Genomic DNA, 15,489 nt, shown 5'->3' with positions numbered 1-15,489 from the left:
GGCAGAACGGGCGGGGCAGGCGGGGCGGACAGAACGGGCGGGGCGGGCGGGGCCGGCAGAACGGGCGAAGCCGAATGCACCGGCGGGGCCGGCGGTGCGGGCGGTGCGGAGAATGCCGGCGGCGCGCTCACGTAGAACGGCGGCGGGCTGGTCGGCAGACCGTGCGGCGCTACTGGTGCTGGCTGGGCTGGCTGGGCTGGCTGGGCTGGCTGGGCTGGCTGGGCTGGCGGGGCTGGCGGGGCGGTCGCCAAGAACGCTGCGGGCGGGGCCGGCGGCAGTGGCGGTCCGGCAAACTGAGCGGCTGGCGCGGGGGGCGCTGGGGGCATGGATGCCAGCGAAACTGGCGCGGCGTTGTGGCCGACCGTCGCGGGCGCCGTCGGCGGTGCCGGCGTCATGGACAGCGGGGTCACCGGGGCGAACGGTACGTACCCGGTCGCGGCCATGCCCGGCATCCAACCGGTGTCGCCGGACTTTCCGAACCCGAGAACGCCGGCCCAGATGGGAAACGAGACCAGGTAGAGCAGGGTGAACCCGCCGCCGTGCCCCAGACGTCGGTTGACGTTGTTGACCGCCATGATGAAGACGACGAGGGCCACCAGGTTCGCGGCCGGAATGAACATGCCAATCACCCACAGGGCCGAATACCGGCCGAGCTCAAACAGGGTGATGGTGTTGACGATCGGCACCCAGGCCTTCCAGGCCTGCTCGCCGAGTTTCAGGAAGACCTTGCCGAGGGCGATCGACGAGAACACATACAGGCCGAGGCCGAGCAGCACGGCCACCACAATTACGGCTATCGCCGCTCCAGATGATTCATCCATTTATGCTTCGCGGCCGCTGATCGGCGGCCGCTCCCCCAATCTGCTGGTGTCGCGCCGGTTCGGGCGAACGGTGGTGACGTCGTAACGAGCCGAGCGTCGGCGAAAAGTGAATAGTTGGCGGGCATCCGCCAGTCGAGAAAAGGAACGCAGCGAGAGGGCTGCGCGCAGGCGTTGCCGCCGGGTGCCGTTCGCGGCGAGGCCGGTGCGTTCGGCCGTGACGAGCGCCCAAAAGGCGTCGCTCTCGTCGATCTGCGGTGGCACCGGTCCGAAGACGGCCCGGTCGGCGAGGGTCGCAAGCCGCGCCCCACCGACCGATTCGTAGTGCGAGGCGATCTCGACCCGGGTCATGCTGCCCTGGTCGGTGAAACCGCGGTCGACGGCGGCGTCGATGTATTCGTCCCAGCCGCCCGCGAACCGCGCCGACACGTCGGCCGCGCGGGCCCGGTCACGTCGACGCTTGACTTTGGCGGCGAGGATGACCAGGAACGGCGTGCTGATTGCGAGCAGCGCGGCCAGGCTGATGCCGCCGACCTTGAGGATCGCGAACAGCCAGGCCAGGTCGGTGCCGGTGACCGGCTCCTGCTCCTGCTGGTCTTCTCCGCTGGTCGGGTTGGCTTCCGGGGCGCGCTGCTCGGTGGCTTCCGGTGCGATGACCTCGGTGTTGTACTGCGGATCGCGCGTCGTGTCGTCGACGGGTGCCAGCGGGTTCTGAAACTGCGGGGTCGCGTCCACGGTGATCCAGCCGCCGCCGCTGGCCACTTCCACCCAAGCGGCGAGGTTCTGGCCCGAGCAGACACCGGCGGGACAGGCGCCGGGCGCGCCCGAATCAACGCCAGTTCCGAGAGTGAAGCCCAGTACCACCCGGGACTTAAACCCGAGGTGGCGGGCGAGCAGCGCGGTGGCGACGGCGAACTGTTCGTCGTCGCCAATTGCGGCGACGAGCTGGGAGTTCTCGGTGGCGGTGGTGCTGTTCTGCTTTTCCAGCAGTGCAGTGAAGAGCGCGTCGATGCGGGCGACCGAGTGCCCGGAGAGGCTCGGCGAGAACTGGTAGTCGCCGAGGTCGGCGGTCCAGGAATCCACCGCTGGCACAGTCAGGGCGTGGCTGAGGTAGCCGCGTTCGCGCAGGCGGGTGACGAGTTCGGCCAGGCCCGTGCCATCGCGCGTGACGGCTTGGGCGTCGACCCAGTCAACCAGGCTCTGCGGAATGAGCGTTTCATCGACCGCGTCGTCGGCCGGGCGGGCGAGACCGGCCAGGTCCGTCGCATCCGCTTGCGGGGCGGAGACGATCGTATAGCGGTCGCCGCGCTCGAGGGCTTTGAGTTGAATTCCGGATGCCGTCCCCGCGTTATAGAAGAAACCGTCACTCAGGTCAGCCGCGCGATCACCGGCAAAGCGGATGCTCGACAGCGTGCCGGCCCCCGGCATCCAAACGCCGGTGTACCCGGCAATGTCGAACCGGGTCGTGACGCTGTCGCTGCTCGCCCCGCGCGAGTGCGGCACCCGGGCGAAGGCGGTGGCCTGATCGCTCTCGCCCACTGACGGGTCGACGACCCGAAAGACTTCACCGTCGTAGTAGCTGAGCACGGCGAGACGCACGTGCGAGTCGGTGCCGTCGTCGACGGCCGGGCCGGTGACCGTGAACAACTCGGCGTCATACTGCTCGGCGCTGAAGTAACTGCGGTACTGGCTGAGCGGGCTGACGTATTCGCGCAGTTCGACGGCGGGGTCGATGCTACTGCGCAGCACCTCACGGGCCGGCGTCGCCGCAACTGCGGAGAGCCCGCCGAGCGTGAGGCCGATGGCCAGCACGAGCACTCCACCGGCGAGAATGGCCCGGCGCAGGCGACCGCCGAGGCCGCCGGGAGTGCGCCGAACCCCGGTCGTTCGGGCAGCCAGGTCGAGCGCCTCGCTGCGAGCCAGGTGGGTGCGCCAGGCCAGAAAGCCGAAGGCGAGCAGCAGGGCGGCCAGGCCGATCAGGCTTTCGCGTGGCGCCGGCACGCTCACACCAAAAAGAGTCAGCGGAACGCTCACGGCACTCGACCCGAAGACGAGGCCAAACAGTTGCACGGCAAAGATCAGCGGCACGGCCAGGGCCACGAGCCGGCCGCCACGCCAAGCCAGCGACAGCGCCGCGGTGGTGCCGCAAAGAAACAGCAGAAAGGCGGGGGCGAGCAGCGACTGATAGGAGCCGACCGGCACTTGGATGGTGACGAGTTCTTTCCAGCTGAACACCGTGGCGGTCACCAGGTCGAGCAGCCCGCCGAGAACGCCCGGCAGGCTCGTCATGGCGGCCGGTACCGCGAGCGGAACGCCGAGCAGCAGGTAGGCGCCGAGCACGGTCAGCAGCACGGTGAACCAGCTCCAGCCACGGCGGGCACCGAGCCAGGCCAGAACCAGGCCGGTGAGAATCGCTCCGGCCGCCATGATCAGGTAGCTCACGTCCTGGTAGATCGGCCAGGCCGCCCACACGGCAACGAGCATCATCGCGACGATGAACAGGGCGTTGATCACCCGGGCCGGCGCGCTCATGCGGCTCGTCGGCTCAGCAGCGAGCGAAAGTCGTCGAGCACACCGATGGTCAGCACGCTCGTGCCGGCCAGGTCGCGAAAGCTCGGCTGTTCGTTGGGGTTGCACAATACGGCGACGACCTGCACGTTGCCGGCAAATTTGAGGGTGAGAGCCTGCAGACGCCGAGCGGTCATGGCCGAACCGCAGACCACGAACGCGATGGAAATATCGGGCACCACCTGCGCGGCGAGCACGCAGACATCTTCGACGTACATCGCGTGCGGGCTGGTTTCAATGGCGGTGAGGTCGTCGAGCAGGGTGCGCGTCGACACGACGCTCAGGCTGCGCACCGAACGGATGCTCTTCCGCACGATATCGGGAATCTCCTCGCTCGCCACCACGGCCAGGTCGCGGCCGTCGCGAATGGCGCGCACGCCGAGCGAACCGGCGGCACTGACCGCCATCTCGAACTCCTCCTCGGAGGCGTATTCGGCGGCGTTGAGGCTCAACACGATGGCCAGGCGGGAACGGCGGCTTTCTTCGAACTGGCGCACCATGAGCTTGCCGGTCTTCGCGGTGGACTTCCAGTGAATGTGCCGCTGCCCGTCACCCGGGGCGTACTCGCGAATGGCGTGAAAGGAGATGTCAGAGTCAACGATGTCGCTCGTGGGGTTACCCTCGAGGTCGCGCACGAACCCGGCGCTCGTGCTCGGAATCGACACGGTCACCGGATGCACGAACAGGCGGTTGACGTCGGCCCAAGCCACTTCCCGTCCGAGCACACCGAGCGGGTCGCTGCGCACGGTCGTGACCGGGCCAACGTCGATGACGCCGCGGCGGTATGCGGGCACGCGAACGTGCTCTTCGTGAATCTGGCCGCTTCGCAGGAGCGGCACGTAGACATCCGCCAGGCCTTTGCCAATGGGAACATCGACGCGACCCGGCAGCTCGAGCCGTTTGGACACGTTGGTGACGGTGAGGGTGCCGAGCACCTCGGAGCCAGCCACCACCCGGTCGACCGGCAGCACGAAGTCGACGCTGTAGGCGCGGCCGCCGGCCAGAAAGGGCAGGGAAATGAGTATGAGGGCGACCGCCACACAGCCGGTCACGATCAGTTCGGTCCAGCCGAAAACGAGGCCGAGCGGCAGCAGCACGATCGCCGTGGCGACGACGACCCAGCCAGCCGGCGTGACCGTTTCGCCCACCCACTCGACGGATGCCCGCGCACCGATTCGCACAATTCGCGAAACCCGCATCCAGAGCACGACGACGCCCACGAGGGTCAACGTGGTTGACTGGTTCGTGCGCGTCGTGCTGTACCGGGTGTGCGTTGCAGACCTGGTCTGGGTGCTGGTTCGCGTCAGATTTGAGGTCTGGGAGCGCCGCGATTCGGTGTGGAAGCTCACGCCAGGTCGCTCCGACTGGGCGGTACAACGTCGAGCAGAATCTGGCCGATGACGGCGCTCGCGGTGACGCCGTCGAACTCGGCCTCTGGGTCGAGCACCATGCGGTGCGCGAGCACCTGGTCGGCGAGGGCCTTGACGTCGTCGGGGGTGACGAAAGTGCGGCCGTGGGCGACGGCCCAGGTTTTGGCGGCCTTGGTGAGGGCGCGGGCGCCACGCACACTGACGCCCATGCGCACCTGGCGGGCATCCCGGGTGGCCTCGACCAGACGGCCGATGTAGTCGTAGACAAGGGGGTTCACGAACACTGAGCGCGCGATGTCACTCATGCTCACGAGCGCCTGCGGGGTGATCACCGGGGCCAGTTCGTGGCGCACGTCGGCGGTGCCCTCGAGAATGCGGATGGTCGAGGCGAGGTCGGGATAACCGAGTGACGCCTTCATCATGAACCGGTCGAGCTGCGCTTCGGGCAGCCGGTAGGTGCCGGCCTGCTCGATCGGGTTCTGGGTGGCGATGACGAGGAACGGCACACCGGTAGAGCGGGTGACGCCGTCGATGGTGACGTTGCCCTCCTCCATCGCTTCGAGCAGCGCCGACTGGGTCTTCGGGCTGGCCCGGTTGATCTCGTCGGCGAGCACAACGTTGGCGAAGATCGGTCCGCTGTGAAACTCGAACTCGCCGGTCTTCTGGTCGTAGACGGTGATGCCGGTCACGTCGCCCGGCAACAGGTCAGGCGTGAACTGAATACGAGTGGAGACTCCCTGCACGGTCTGCGACATGGCGCGGGCCAGCGAGGTCTTGCCGGTGCCCGGGTAGTCCTCGAGCAGCAGGTGGCCCTCGCTGACCATCGCGGTGAAGGCGAGTTCGATCACGTGGCGCTTGCCGAGAACGACCTGCTCGACGTTGTCGACCATCATCGTGAAGGTCGCGGAAAACCAGTCTGACTGCTCCGTGGTGATTGTCATGTGTGTGGCTCTTTCAGTGTGGCGAAATTTAGGTCGTGGGCGCGGGCGCTGCGACACAGTTCATGGGACCGGCCAGGGTGCCGGAGACGGAAGGGAGGTTTTTGGTTTCCGGAGCGGTCCAGGTGATGGTCCAGTTCACGTTTCTGGTCTCGGTCGCGTCGGCGGGAACCGCTGCTCCGTCGCGGGAAGCCCACGTACGGCTGCCGTTTCCGTCGGACACGTCGTACTGGGCGCTGGTCACAGTGCCCTCGGCGAGTCCGACCGCGGTGGCGTCTACTGCGACCTTGAGGGTGCCGCCGATGACGCACCCCGTGTTGGTGAGCGCGGTGACCCCGTACTCGACTTGCCACGCCTTACCGGCATCGGCCGCCGTTACCGCCGACCAGTCGCTGCAGAGCGAGTCATCGTTGTCGGTGCAGTACCGCACCTTGATACCGGGATCGGCACCGAACACTTTTGAGCCGTCGGTCTCGTTGTAGTCCTCCCAGCTGACCACGAAATCATCGGGAACGGCGGCCGACGAGGTGGGCGTCGTGAGCAGATACTTTCCATTGGCCGGCGTCGCCATGCCATAGGTGTACGAGCCGTTGCCCGGAGCGGAGGGCTGCACCCAGGTGGTGATCGGCGCGAGCTGTGCCATGGCCAAGCCGTAGCCGTTGGAGTAGCAGACCGTCACGTAGTACTTTCTGTGTTTCGTCAGCTGAGTGATGGTCGAGGTGTCCGACTGCTTCACTGCGGCCGAGAACAGGCCGTTACCATCACCGGTCAGCGTGCAGGTTGCATAGTCCGCCTCCGACGCCAGGTACAGCCACTCGTCGGCGAGGGCGCTCGCGTTCGCATTCGGGCTGGTGCCGGACGCAGTGATCGACCCGTCGTCAGCCGACAGTGATCCAGGCGACGCGATCAGGGGCAGTCCGGCCACGAGCACCGTCTGATTCTTCGATTCCTCGGTTGGTCCGCTGCCTGCCGGCTGCTCGAAACTGCTGAGGGGGGTGACCGTAACAGTCTGCGCACCCACGCCGAGCGCCAGCTTGTGGACGGTCTTCGGCCCGGCAGCGGCATCGATGACCACGTCGGCGATGCGATATCGGTTCGTGGAATCGTCGGTGTTCTCGATGGTCACGGTGACCGCACCCATGGTCTCAGACGTCACGGCCGGGTCGTACTCCGGCTCCGCAGTGAGTGTGCCCATGTCAGGCGTGTCATAGGACCAGGCCGTCACACTGACCGCACTCCGCGATTCGCCGACCGAGTTAACGGCTTTGGCCTCGTAGAGAGCCTTGTCGCCGTTCGCCGACGTCGTGATGTCGCCACAGTCGCCCGACGTGTCGCAGCGGGCCACCGGGGCGCCATTGCGGTACAGGTTGAAGCCTTCGAGGGCCGGGTAGGCCGCGTTAGCGCCGCCGGGGCTCACCGAGAGAGTCACCGACAGGTCGTCGTAGGCGATCTGGGCCACGGCGTTCGGCGCCTTCGGGTAGCCCTGCAGGTCCACGGTGATCGACCCGTTGCGGGTGCCGGCGCTGAGCTTGCCCTGCGCGTCGCGCACCACAAAACTCGCCTCGCACACGCCGCCTGCGGTGTCCCCCGACCAGCTGGCGCGAACATTCTTGGAATTCTCGACCTCGAACGACACGCCGACGCAGGTGCTCGGGGTGGTGACCGAGACCAGTTCGAGCGGCGTGCCGCGGTACAGGTTGACCTCGCCGGGCGTACCGACGACCGCAATCGAGCAGCTGGAGCCCGACGACTGGGTGCAGGTCGTCGCGACGGTGCCGCCCTTGGGCAGTTCGCTCGGTGCCGGGCCCACCTTGAGTGAGAGCACCGCCGGAATCGCCTCGCGGTGGCTCGACAGGCTCACCGTGACCGCTGCCTCGCGGCCGGCCACGGCATTGTCGGCGACACCGATCGTGAGAATCGGGCCGTCCTGAGTGACCGTGAACTGGTCGGAGGAGAACTCGATCGCGAAGGTCAGCGCCGGTACGTCGCCCTTGCCCTGCCACTCGACCATGTGGCTGAGGTCGTAGCGTACGGCGTCGGCTCCCGGGCTCTCGGTCAGCGCCGCCGGGCGCAGTTCCGGCTGGGGGTCGAGCGGCTCGACCACGATGGGCACGACCAGCTGCGTGTAGTCCTCTTGTCCGTCAATGCGGGCCGGCACCGTGCAGGAGTCGGTCCAGGGCGCATCGGAGCCGGCCGTGTAGGTGACCGCCGTGCCGGAGTCGAAGGTGCAGGTCGCGTTGCCGCGCTCCCCCGACGAACGGATGCCGGTGCGCTGCAGTTCCAGCGTGGTCCCGGCGGGAATCGACACGAGGCTCTTCAGGTCAAAGGTGACCGAGGCGTCTTCCCGCACGTTCTGGTCGACGTTACCCTTTTTGAGCGCGATGATGATGGCATCCTTTGCCGGAATGCGCAGGAACCCGTAGGTGGTCACTTCGATGCCCTGAAAATTCGGTCCGGTCAGGGCGAACGGGGCGAGCAGCCCCTCATCGGGAACGTCGCCGCGAATCTTCCAGCCCGACACCTCGAGACCCGGGTGGTTACCCCACAGGGTCAGCGTGAGATCGGAGACATCCCCGGAGTTCCAGGAGACCTTGTCGGTGACCACGTCGATGCCCGTAGGGAACCCGTCACGTTCGTCGAGGGTCAGGGTGGTATCGATCACCACCGGGTAGTCGGGAACCGAGGTGCGCACCACCTTGACCACGATGAGTCCTTGGCCGACATCGTCGTTGGCGTTGGTCACCGAGTAGACAAAGGTGTGCAGGCCAGGCTCTTCGCCGGCCGTGAACACCACTCGTTCGTCGGAGACGGAGTCGATGCGCTCAGTCAGGGCGTCATACTCATCGGTGCCAACCGCCGCGTCGGGGGTGACCAGGCTCAGGGTCAGGCTGCCGCCGCCGGGTTCGATGTCGTTGGCGGCGGGGAAAACGACGACTTGGTTGTCGGGCCCTGCCTGCACCTCGACGTAGTCGCTGAAGGTGATCGGGCTCGGGTTGGAGCGCTGGTCGAGCACGCCGATGCGCACGAGAGCCACGCCGGTGGTTCCGGCAGTGTCGCGTACGCGGTACTGAAATTCGATGGCGCCGTGATAGTCGCGGGGGCTGGAGTAGACGATGGCATCGCCGGTGGCATTCAGGGACGCCGTGCCGCGCGCCGGCTGGGTGAGTACCCGGTCGAGAACGACGGTGTCACCGTCGGGGTCGGTACCGAAGCTGTCAAACGGAATCTCAATGGTCTCCCCCGACAGCACCCGACCGTAGAGGGTATGCGGCTGGGGCGCCGTGTTCTCACCGTCGGCGAGTACCTCGACCGAGACCACGGCCGAGTCGATGAGTTCGGGCGAGCCAGCGGTGTACACGCTGTAGGCCAGCTCGTAGCTGCCGGGTTCCTCGGGAGCGAGGTAGCGCAGCTCGGCGCCGGCTGCGAAGGCGAGGCCACGGTCACTGCGGTTCTGCACCGATTCGGCGTTGAGCATCACGATGTTGCCGTCGGGCGCCACATCGTTGGCGAGCACCGGAATGTCGATCTGCGCGCCAACGCGCACCGAGACACTGTCGTTCATGGCGATCGGCGTCTGCGGAACGGATGCTGGAAGCAGGTAGACGGTGGCCTCACCGCGCACGGTGTAGAGCGGGTTTTCGGTGCCGTCCGACACGGTGTAGCGCACGGTGCCGAGCTTGCCCGGCCGCTCATCGGCGGTGGAGCCGCGCACGCGCAGAATGTTCTGCCCGACGACATCGACGCTGAGCGAGGCGCCGAAAACGGTCTCGGGGATGGCTTCGCCAAGCAGCAGCACCCGACCGGCCGGGTTGGAGACGGCGGTGAAAACGTCAACGCTGGTGTCGGCCTTTGGCCGCACGAAAACCGTCACCGGGGAGGTAGAGAGGGCCTGGGCATCCGCTGACACCACCGAAATGCGCGCGAGCGAGACGACCTCGCTCACGTCGTCGGCGATGGTGAGGCTGACCGTGTAGTTACCGACGACGGTCGCGGAGAAGTCGAAGGCGGTACCGTTCGCGGTGATGCTCACGGCCCCGCCCTCGGCGCTCGACGGGGTCGTCGCCGACGTGATGCGGTAGAGCCCGGCGGCGCCCGAAATGTACTCGGCGGGGTTCACCGTGAGGCGCTCGTTCACCGAGGCGAGCAGTGCGAAGGGTTCAACGGTGAGCCGCGGGGTCGGCGTGACCACGATCGTGAGCACCTTCTCGGTCGAAGCACCGTGAATGTCGGAGACGCTCACCAGAATCGTGGCTGACTGGGCGGCCTGTTCGGCCGCGTTCGGGTGCTTGTAGACGAGCACGCCGGCCGGCGTCACGCTGACCGAGCCGATAGCGGTGGTGTTCAGAGCGGATGCGACGAAGATCGGATCGCCGTCGGGATCGACCCAGCCGGGCAGCACCGGAACGGTCACCGTACCGCCCGGCTGCACCTCGGGGCTCGGCCAGTCCTGCAGGCACCCGTCGGTGCCGCACCAGACCGGGGCCGAATTGATCTCGTCGCCGTGCACGGTGAGTGTGACCGTGGTCGACGCGGAGTCGAGGCCGTCGGCGCGCGAACCGTCGGTGATGGCGTAGTTGAACGTGGCGGAGCCGCGAGCGCCGGGGGCCACCTGCACGGCGAGAGCCTGGTTCTGATCGGTGACGGTAACTGTGCCGAAATCGGGGTCGAGGCCGGTGACCGAGGCGGGCACGACGCTCAGTACATCGTCGTTGGCGTCATGATCGTTGAGCAGAACCGGCAGGGTGACGAGCTGGTCGATGCGCACGCCGAAGGCATCCGGTACGGCAATGGGAGCCTTGGGTTCGACGACCTCTGAGGCTTCCTCCACGTCGTCCTGGCGCTGGGGTTCTTCGGCGGCTGCTAGGGTCCAGTCCTGGGAACTGGCGACCAGGGCGCCGTCCGGAATGGTCCACACCCATCCGCTCTGGGTGTCGTTGAGAATGATGAGCGATTCGTTGGCGCGAAAGGCGGGGGCGGCGTCGCCGGTCGGAGTTGCTGCGCCATAGCTGAGGGCGGATTCGCCGGCGCTCTCGCTGAACAGGGTGCCGCCGGTGCCCGAGGCGGGCAGCCAGGCGGCGTAGCGTTCTCCTTTAAAAGGGGTCGGCGCGGCGGGGGCGCCGAGCACGGTCTCGGAGTCGCCGACCAGTTCGGTGCGCGCCCCGTCGGCGAGCGCGAAGGAGACCAGGCCGGTCTGGTCGGCGACGAGGACGTCGTCGGCGGTGCTGCTCGGTCGTTGCAGCACGGCCAGTTCGCTCAGGTTGGTCGGGATCGGTGCGTTTTGGCCGGCCAGCCACAGTTCGTCACCGGCCGCGCTGAGCAACGCCCAGCGCTCGCCGACGACACTCAGCTGACTTCCGGGCTCGGCCGGACCGTCGGTCACGTCGTCACTATTGCGCATCTTGTCGTCAGCGATGGAATAGCGCAGCACGCTTTGGGCCTCGCTAGAGTAGCTGTAGAGCACCCCGTCCGGCGTGATCGCGATGGCGTCGGAGCGGTAGACCCGCGGGGTATCGCCCTCGGCCACCTCGTCGTCGGCGTAAGGATTGACCGCGCGGGGTGCTTCCACGGCCCCGACGGTGCCGGCGAAGACCGTTCCTGCGCTCGTGAGATAACCGACCCACGAGCCCGACGACACGACGGTTCGGGTGCCGGCCGGTGTGCTGTCATAGTCGCCGGCATCGTCACCGAGATCGATGGGCGCCGCGAGGCTCACGTCAACGACCTTTTCGTTGTTCTGCGCGTAGAGCAGCACGGTGGAATCGGTTTGCACCAATTCGCTCGGCGCCGGCACGGTTTTCACGGTGTCGAGTTCGCCGAGGTCGGTGTTGACGCGAGCGTACCGGTTGCCGTCGCCGCTCTGCAAAGCCCAGATCGAACTCGCATTCACCGGCGTCTGCTTCACGTCGAAACCATCGACGACGATCGCAACGGTGGCCAGCAGCGCGCCGATTGCGGCGACCGCGGCAATACGGATGACACCGAGGCGGGCCTTTGACAGCACGGGCAGGCGGCGGCGAGCCCGTTTTCCGGCCATCAGAGCACCCCGGTGATCACGAGCACGCCCACGGTGGCGCCGATCCCGACGACGACGGCGCTCGTCAGCAGCAGGCTCAGCGTGAGCGGGGTGAATCGGCTGCGCCCGGTGTCACGATCACCCGGCAGGGTGCCCTCGCGGGTTTGCGAGACCGGGGGGCGATTGCCGCGCCTCGGCCCGGGGCGGAGCGTGGGAATGATGACATCGGAGATGACGGCGCCACGCGATTCGTGGTTGTCAAAATCCACCGGGGCACCAGCGGATGCCCACGCTTCGTCGGCCACCTCCAGCGCGGTGAGGGGCAGTCCGAGGTCGCGTTCCACCCGTTGCAGGTCGTGGGCACACTCGAGCATGCTCCCCTGGCGGGCCGCCGGGTCGCGACTCATCATGCGGGCGAGGGCGCTTTCGAAGGAGGCGGGAACATCCGCTCGGCCAATGCTGGTGTATTTCGCACGGCCAATGCGCTGTTTCAGCTGAACCCGCGACCCACTAGAGCCAGCGGGCAGTTCGAACGGCGCCCGTTCGGCCAGAAGCGAATAGATCGTGGCACCGAACGACCAGACCTCGGTGGCTATCGTACCGGTGGTGCGTTCGTCGACGACCTCCGGGGCGCTCCACGGCAGCGACATGGCGAACAGCTCGTCGCGGGCACCGCCGGCCAGCGACGCGGCGATGCCGAAGTCGCCGAGTACCGGTCCGCCGAAGGTCGTGGTGAGAATATTCGACGGCTTGATGTCGCGGTGCAGCACCTTGGAACGATGCGCTGTCTCGAGGGCGCAGGCGATGCGCACGGCTATGTTGAGCACGGTGGCTACGGGCAACGGCTGGGCGCGCTCCCGAGACGAATAGGAGCCGGGGCAGAATTCCATCACCAGGTACGGGCGGCCATCGGCCGAGACGCTCGCGTTGTACACGGTGAGAATAGACGGATGCGAGCTGAGCCTGGCCATGACGTCTGCTTCGGCATTGAAGGAGCGCAGTACGTCGGCGTCGACGATGTCCTGAAGCAGCACTTTGACCGCCACGGAACGGCGGGGCATGTTCTGTTCGAACAGAAAAACGTCGGCAAATCCACCGGTCCCGAGGGGGCGTACATAGGTGTAGCCCGACAAAATGGGCGGAGCAGAGGGAAGCCGTCTACCCATTGCTCCCCCGACCTGCATTGTTCCTATGTGGTGTCTTTGTGTTCACTCGCAAAGACGCAGCTGGTCTCAGGTTCAATCTTAACTCTGACACTCGACCCCGACACACACTGGGGCAAATGGTACACCCCCAAAATGGGGGTGCCTTGCTCAGTGGCCGTGCGCCTCACGGGCTTCGCGCGCGGTTCGCGCTTGGTGTGCTTCTTGCGCGGAATCGGCTTGCGCCAGGTCGCGCGTCACTGGGAGTAGACGGTCTTAGCGAGGGCCTCGACCTGCGGCAGAGACTTTTCGAATTCGATCAGGTCGTAGGTCGCTGTGCGCAACGCCACCAGGGTCTCATCGACCTCCCAGGCGTAGTCCCGGGTCGCGACGACGCCCGGAACAGACCTGTCCGGGGTCAGATACCGCGTGCACCGAACTCCCACCAGACCGCTCGTGGTGACGAACGGCTCGAGCACGGGCGGATCGATGGCGTCGGGGTCCGCCGCGCCGGCATAGTCCTCCACCGAGATAGTTCCCGCCGACCGGCGAGACTCGACCCGAAGGTCCGCCAGAACGAGCGGGCCGTCCCAGTCGCCGAGGCGAAGGAACGATGCTGAGGCCCCGCGCTCCTCCACGGGTTGGGCAAGCATCGCGAAGACGTCCTCGATGCGGTCGCGTTGTTCACGGGAGACGTTCTCGCCGTCAGCGATCGCGTCGACCAGTTCTCGGGCCCAGTCCTCCGGGCGCTGCCAGCGTTCGGCCACGCCGAAAGTCGGCACCCCGATCCAGTCATCCGGATGGTCGACGAAGATGCTCATGACACTCCTGCCGCTGCGGCTCGCGCAGCTGTCGGGGCGAACCTGATCGTTAGCGCCATCGCGTCGAACAATTGCTCGACTGCATCCAGCAAATCGTCGACGTCCGGTGTGTCCATCCGCAGCATGCTCCCCGTCACGACCAGTAGCCGATCCCCGGTCGGGGGAACGATGGCGTAGCTGATGCGCCGCGATGCGGGAATCTGCAGCTCACCGTTGGCAGCGATGACGACGGGTACGTCACCGGCCTGGCGTACGGCGAGTCGACCGCCCACCTCGACCGCCGTCGCGCCGCCACGAGCCGCGAAGGCCAGAAGGGCGTCTGCCGCCGAGTTCTCGCCAGCGGTGAGCTGAGGAGCTGAGGAGCTGATCGACAGCGGTACCGGCGCACCGTCGATGAGTTCCGTCGGAAGGTACAGGTCGGTTCCCGAAATCGTCTGTGCGCCCTGCGTGACGTCACGCAACTGTTTGGTCACGAACCGACGCACCTGCGCTTGGGCGCTGATCGGGGCGTTGGCAACAGCGCGATTCACTATCGCGCTGCTCGCGGCGCTCGCACGTTCGTCCAGGGGAATTCTGGCCCATCCCGGCGGAAGCACCAGAAGATAGTCGACGAGGTCAGGCATTCTGCGGCTTTCGTGGGGCGCCACGATTCTTCTTCTTCTTACGCGGCCGACGATTACCGTGCCAGAAAGCGACCACCGTCACCGCGGCGAAGACCACGACATTGACCCACCACCAAGTGAACGATCCGTCGGCGGATTGATAGATCATCGCGCACGTTGCCGACCCGAAGGAGCCGATGATCGATAGCAGGGCGATGAACATCGGAGAGATCTGCAATGTGAGCTTGGCACCGGGGGCGGAAACCGTCTGGTGCCGGCTCCGCTTCCAGCAGATCACGAGAAGCGCTGCAAAGGACAGCGCACACAGCAGGGCCGTCCAGGCCGGTATCGGGTACGGAAGGGTTCCCGCGAGTCGACCCACGTGGCTCGATGTCCCAGGCCCCGTGTTGCCGGGAATCTTCAGCACGATCACCATGATCACGTTGAAGACAAGTCCGAGCGGAATGACAGCGACCATCACGAACAGCGTCACCACGAGGGCATACGAACTGCGCACGGCGATCAGTCGGTCACGTGCTTTTTCTTCGATCAGCGCGAGACTCATCACCAATTCTCATTCCGAACCGTGAATTTTTCGACGTACCTTGGCTCGGCGACGACCTTGACGACCCTTTCGCCGACGGGAGCCCCCAATTCGTTGACGGCCCACGCGCCGCTGAGTGTCCACATTTTTCCGGGCTGGGAGGCGGCGATAACCTTTTCGGAGACGAGCCCGGACTTCAACTCGAGGTGGGACACTGCGTACCACTCTGCGAGAGCGCGGGGCACCGAACGTGATTCGACCACCGGAGGAGCGAGCAGTCGCGGCGCAGTGCTCGCCACGATCTGATCAATCTCGGCTTTCGCAACGGCCTTGGTGTACCCGGATATTGCCTGGCCGGCCTTGCTCTTCATGAGCGCGTTGGCCGCGGCGTCCGCGGTGCCACTGTGCACGGCCGTCACCTGCCGGCTGATCAGTTTCCCTGCAACCTTGCCCAAGCAGGTTGTCACCCAGCGTCTGGAGCTGCTCCACGAGTTCGCTGCGGCGGTGATCCCAGTTGCTGGCGAACGCGGTCACGCGGTCGGCGAGACCGGCGTGACCCACGGCATCCGCTAGATTCTCACTCGTCGTCTTGGCCGTATCGAACTCGGTTCGAATCAGCGAGACGTCACTTGCCATGTCTCGGAGCAGGGTTGTATCAACCAGCAAATCAGAC

General features: G+C 66.5%; 11 protein-coding genes. 1 reads left to right on the top strand and 10 read right to left on the bottom strand.

The window, feature by feature from the left end; translation table 11 throughout:
- The 10 genes from CJ028_RS11130 to CJ028_RS11085 all read right to left on the bottom strand — a co-directional run.
- Positions 1-821: DUF5684 domain-containing protein (locus tag CJ028_RS11130; RefSeq protein ID WP_240607207.1), on the bottom strand; the 821-nt coding region annotated here is incomplete at its 3' end.
- On the bottom strand, positions 822-3,350 hold the full coding sequence (locus tag CJ028_RS11125) for a transglutaminase domain-containing protein (protein WP_105035311.1): 2,529 nt from the start codon (positions 3,348-3,350) through the stop codon (positions 822-824).
- Positions 3,347-4,735: a DUF58 domain-containing protein gene (locus tag CJ028_RS11120; protein ID WP_105035310.1), complete on the bottom strand. Its 1,389-nt coding sequence runs from the start codon at positions 4,733-4,735 to the stop codon at positions 3,347-3,349. Before CJ028_RS11120 ends, CJ028_RS11125 begins: the two co-directional genes overlap by 4 nt.
- Complete coding sequence (locus tag CJ028_RS11115; protein ID WP_105035309.1) at positions 4,732-5,697, bottom strand: AAA family ATPase; 966 nt, start codon at positions 5,695-5,697, stop codon at positions 4,732-4,734. The genes CJ028_RS11120 and CJ028_RS11115 overlap by 4 nt, the downstream gene beginning before the upstream one ends.
- Positions 5,698-5,725: 28 nt before the next feature.
- Positions 5,726-11,728, bottom strand: a complete 6,003-nt coding sequence (locus tag CJ028_RS11110; RefSeq protein WP_105035308.1) for an Ig-like domain-containing protein — start codon at positions 11,726-11,728, stop codon at positions 5,726-5,728.
- Complete coding sequence (locus tag CJ028_RS11105; protein WP_105035307.1) at positions 11,728-12,873, bottom strand: serine/threonine-protein kinase; 1,146 nt, start codon at positions 12,871-12,873, stop codon at positions 11,728-11,730. The genes CJ028_RS11110 and CJ028_RS11105 overlap by 1 nt, the downstream gene beginning before the upstream one ends.
- Before the next feature lie 233 nt (positions 12,874-13,106).
- Entirely contained in the window at positions 13,107-13,670 is a 564-nt protein-coding gene (locus CJ028_RS11100; RefSeq protein WP_105035306.1) for a hypothetical protein, read from the bottom strand.
- Positions 13,667-14,293 (bottom strand): hypothetical protein, encoded by a 627-nt coding sequence (locus tag CJ028_RS11095; RefSeq protein ID WP_105035305.1) that lies wholly within the window; start codon positions 14,291-14,293, stop codon positions 13,667-13,669. Before CJ028_RS11095 ends, CJ028_RS11100 begins: the two co-directional genes overlap by 4 nt.
- On the bottom strand, positions 14,286-14,837 hold the full coding sequence (locus tag CJ028_RS11090; protein ID WP_105035304.1) for a hypothetical protein: 552 nt from the start codon (positions 14,835-14,837) through the stop codon (positions 14,286-14,288). Before CJ028_RS11090 ends, CJ028_RS11095 begins: the two co-directional genes overlap by 8 nt.
- Positions 14,837-15,226: a hypothetical protein gene (locus CJ028_RS11085; RefSeq protein ID WP_129590470.1), complete on the bottom strand. Its 390-nt coding sequence runs from the start codon at positions 15,224-15,226 to the stop codon at positions 14,837-14,839. The genes CJ028_RS11090 and CJ028_RS11085 overlap by 1 nt, the downstream gene beginning before the upstream one ends.
- A gap of 37 nt (positions 15,227-15,263) precedes the next feature.
- Here CJ028_RS11085 and CJ028_RS21730 point away from each other — a divergent pair, with 37 nt between their 5' ends.
- Positions 15,264-15,389 carry a hypothetical protein gene (locus tag CJ028_RS21730; RefSeq protein WP_276309381.1) on the top strand — a complete coding sequence of 42 codons (126 nt, stop codon included), beginning with the start codon at positions 15,264-15,266 and terminating at the stop codon, positions 15,387-15,389.
- Positions 15,390-15,489: the final 100 nt, after the last annotated feature.

The sequence above is a fragment of the Cryobacterium aureum genome, from assembly GCF_002954245.1.
Classification (GTDB): Bacteria; Actinomycetota; Actinomycetes; order Actinomycetales; family Microbacteriaceae; genus Cryobacterium; species Cryobacterium aureum.
The sequence above is the reverse complement of the archived record's forward strand: the minus strand, read 5'-3'. Positions and strand labels throughout refer to the sequence as shown.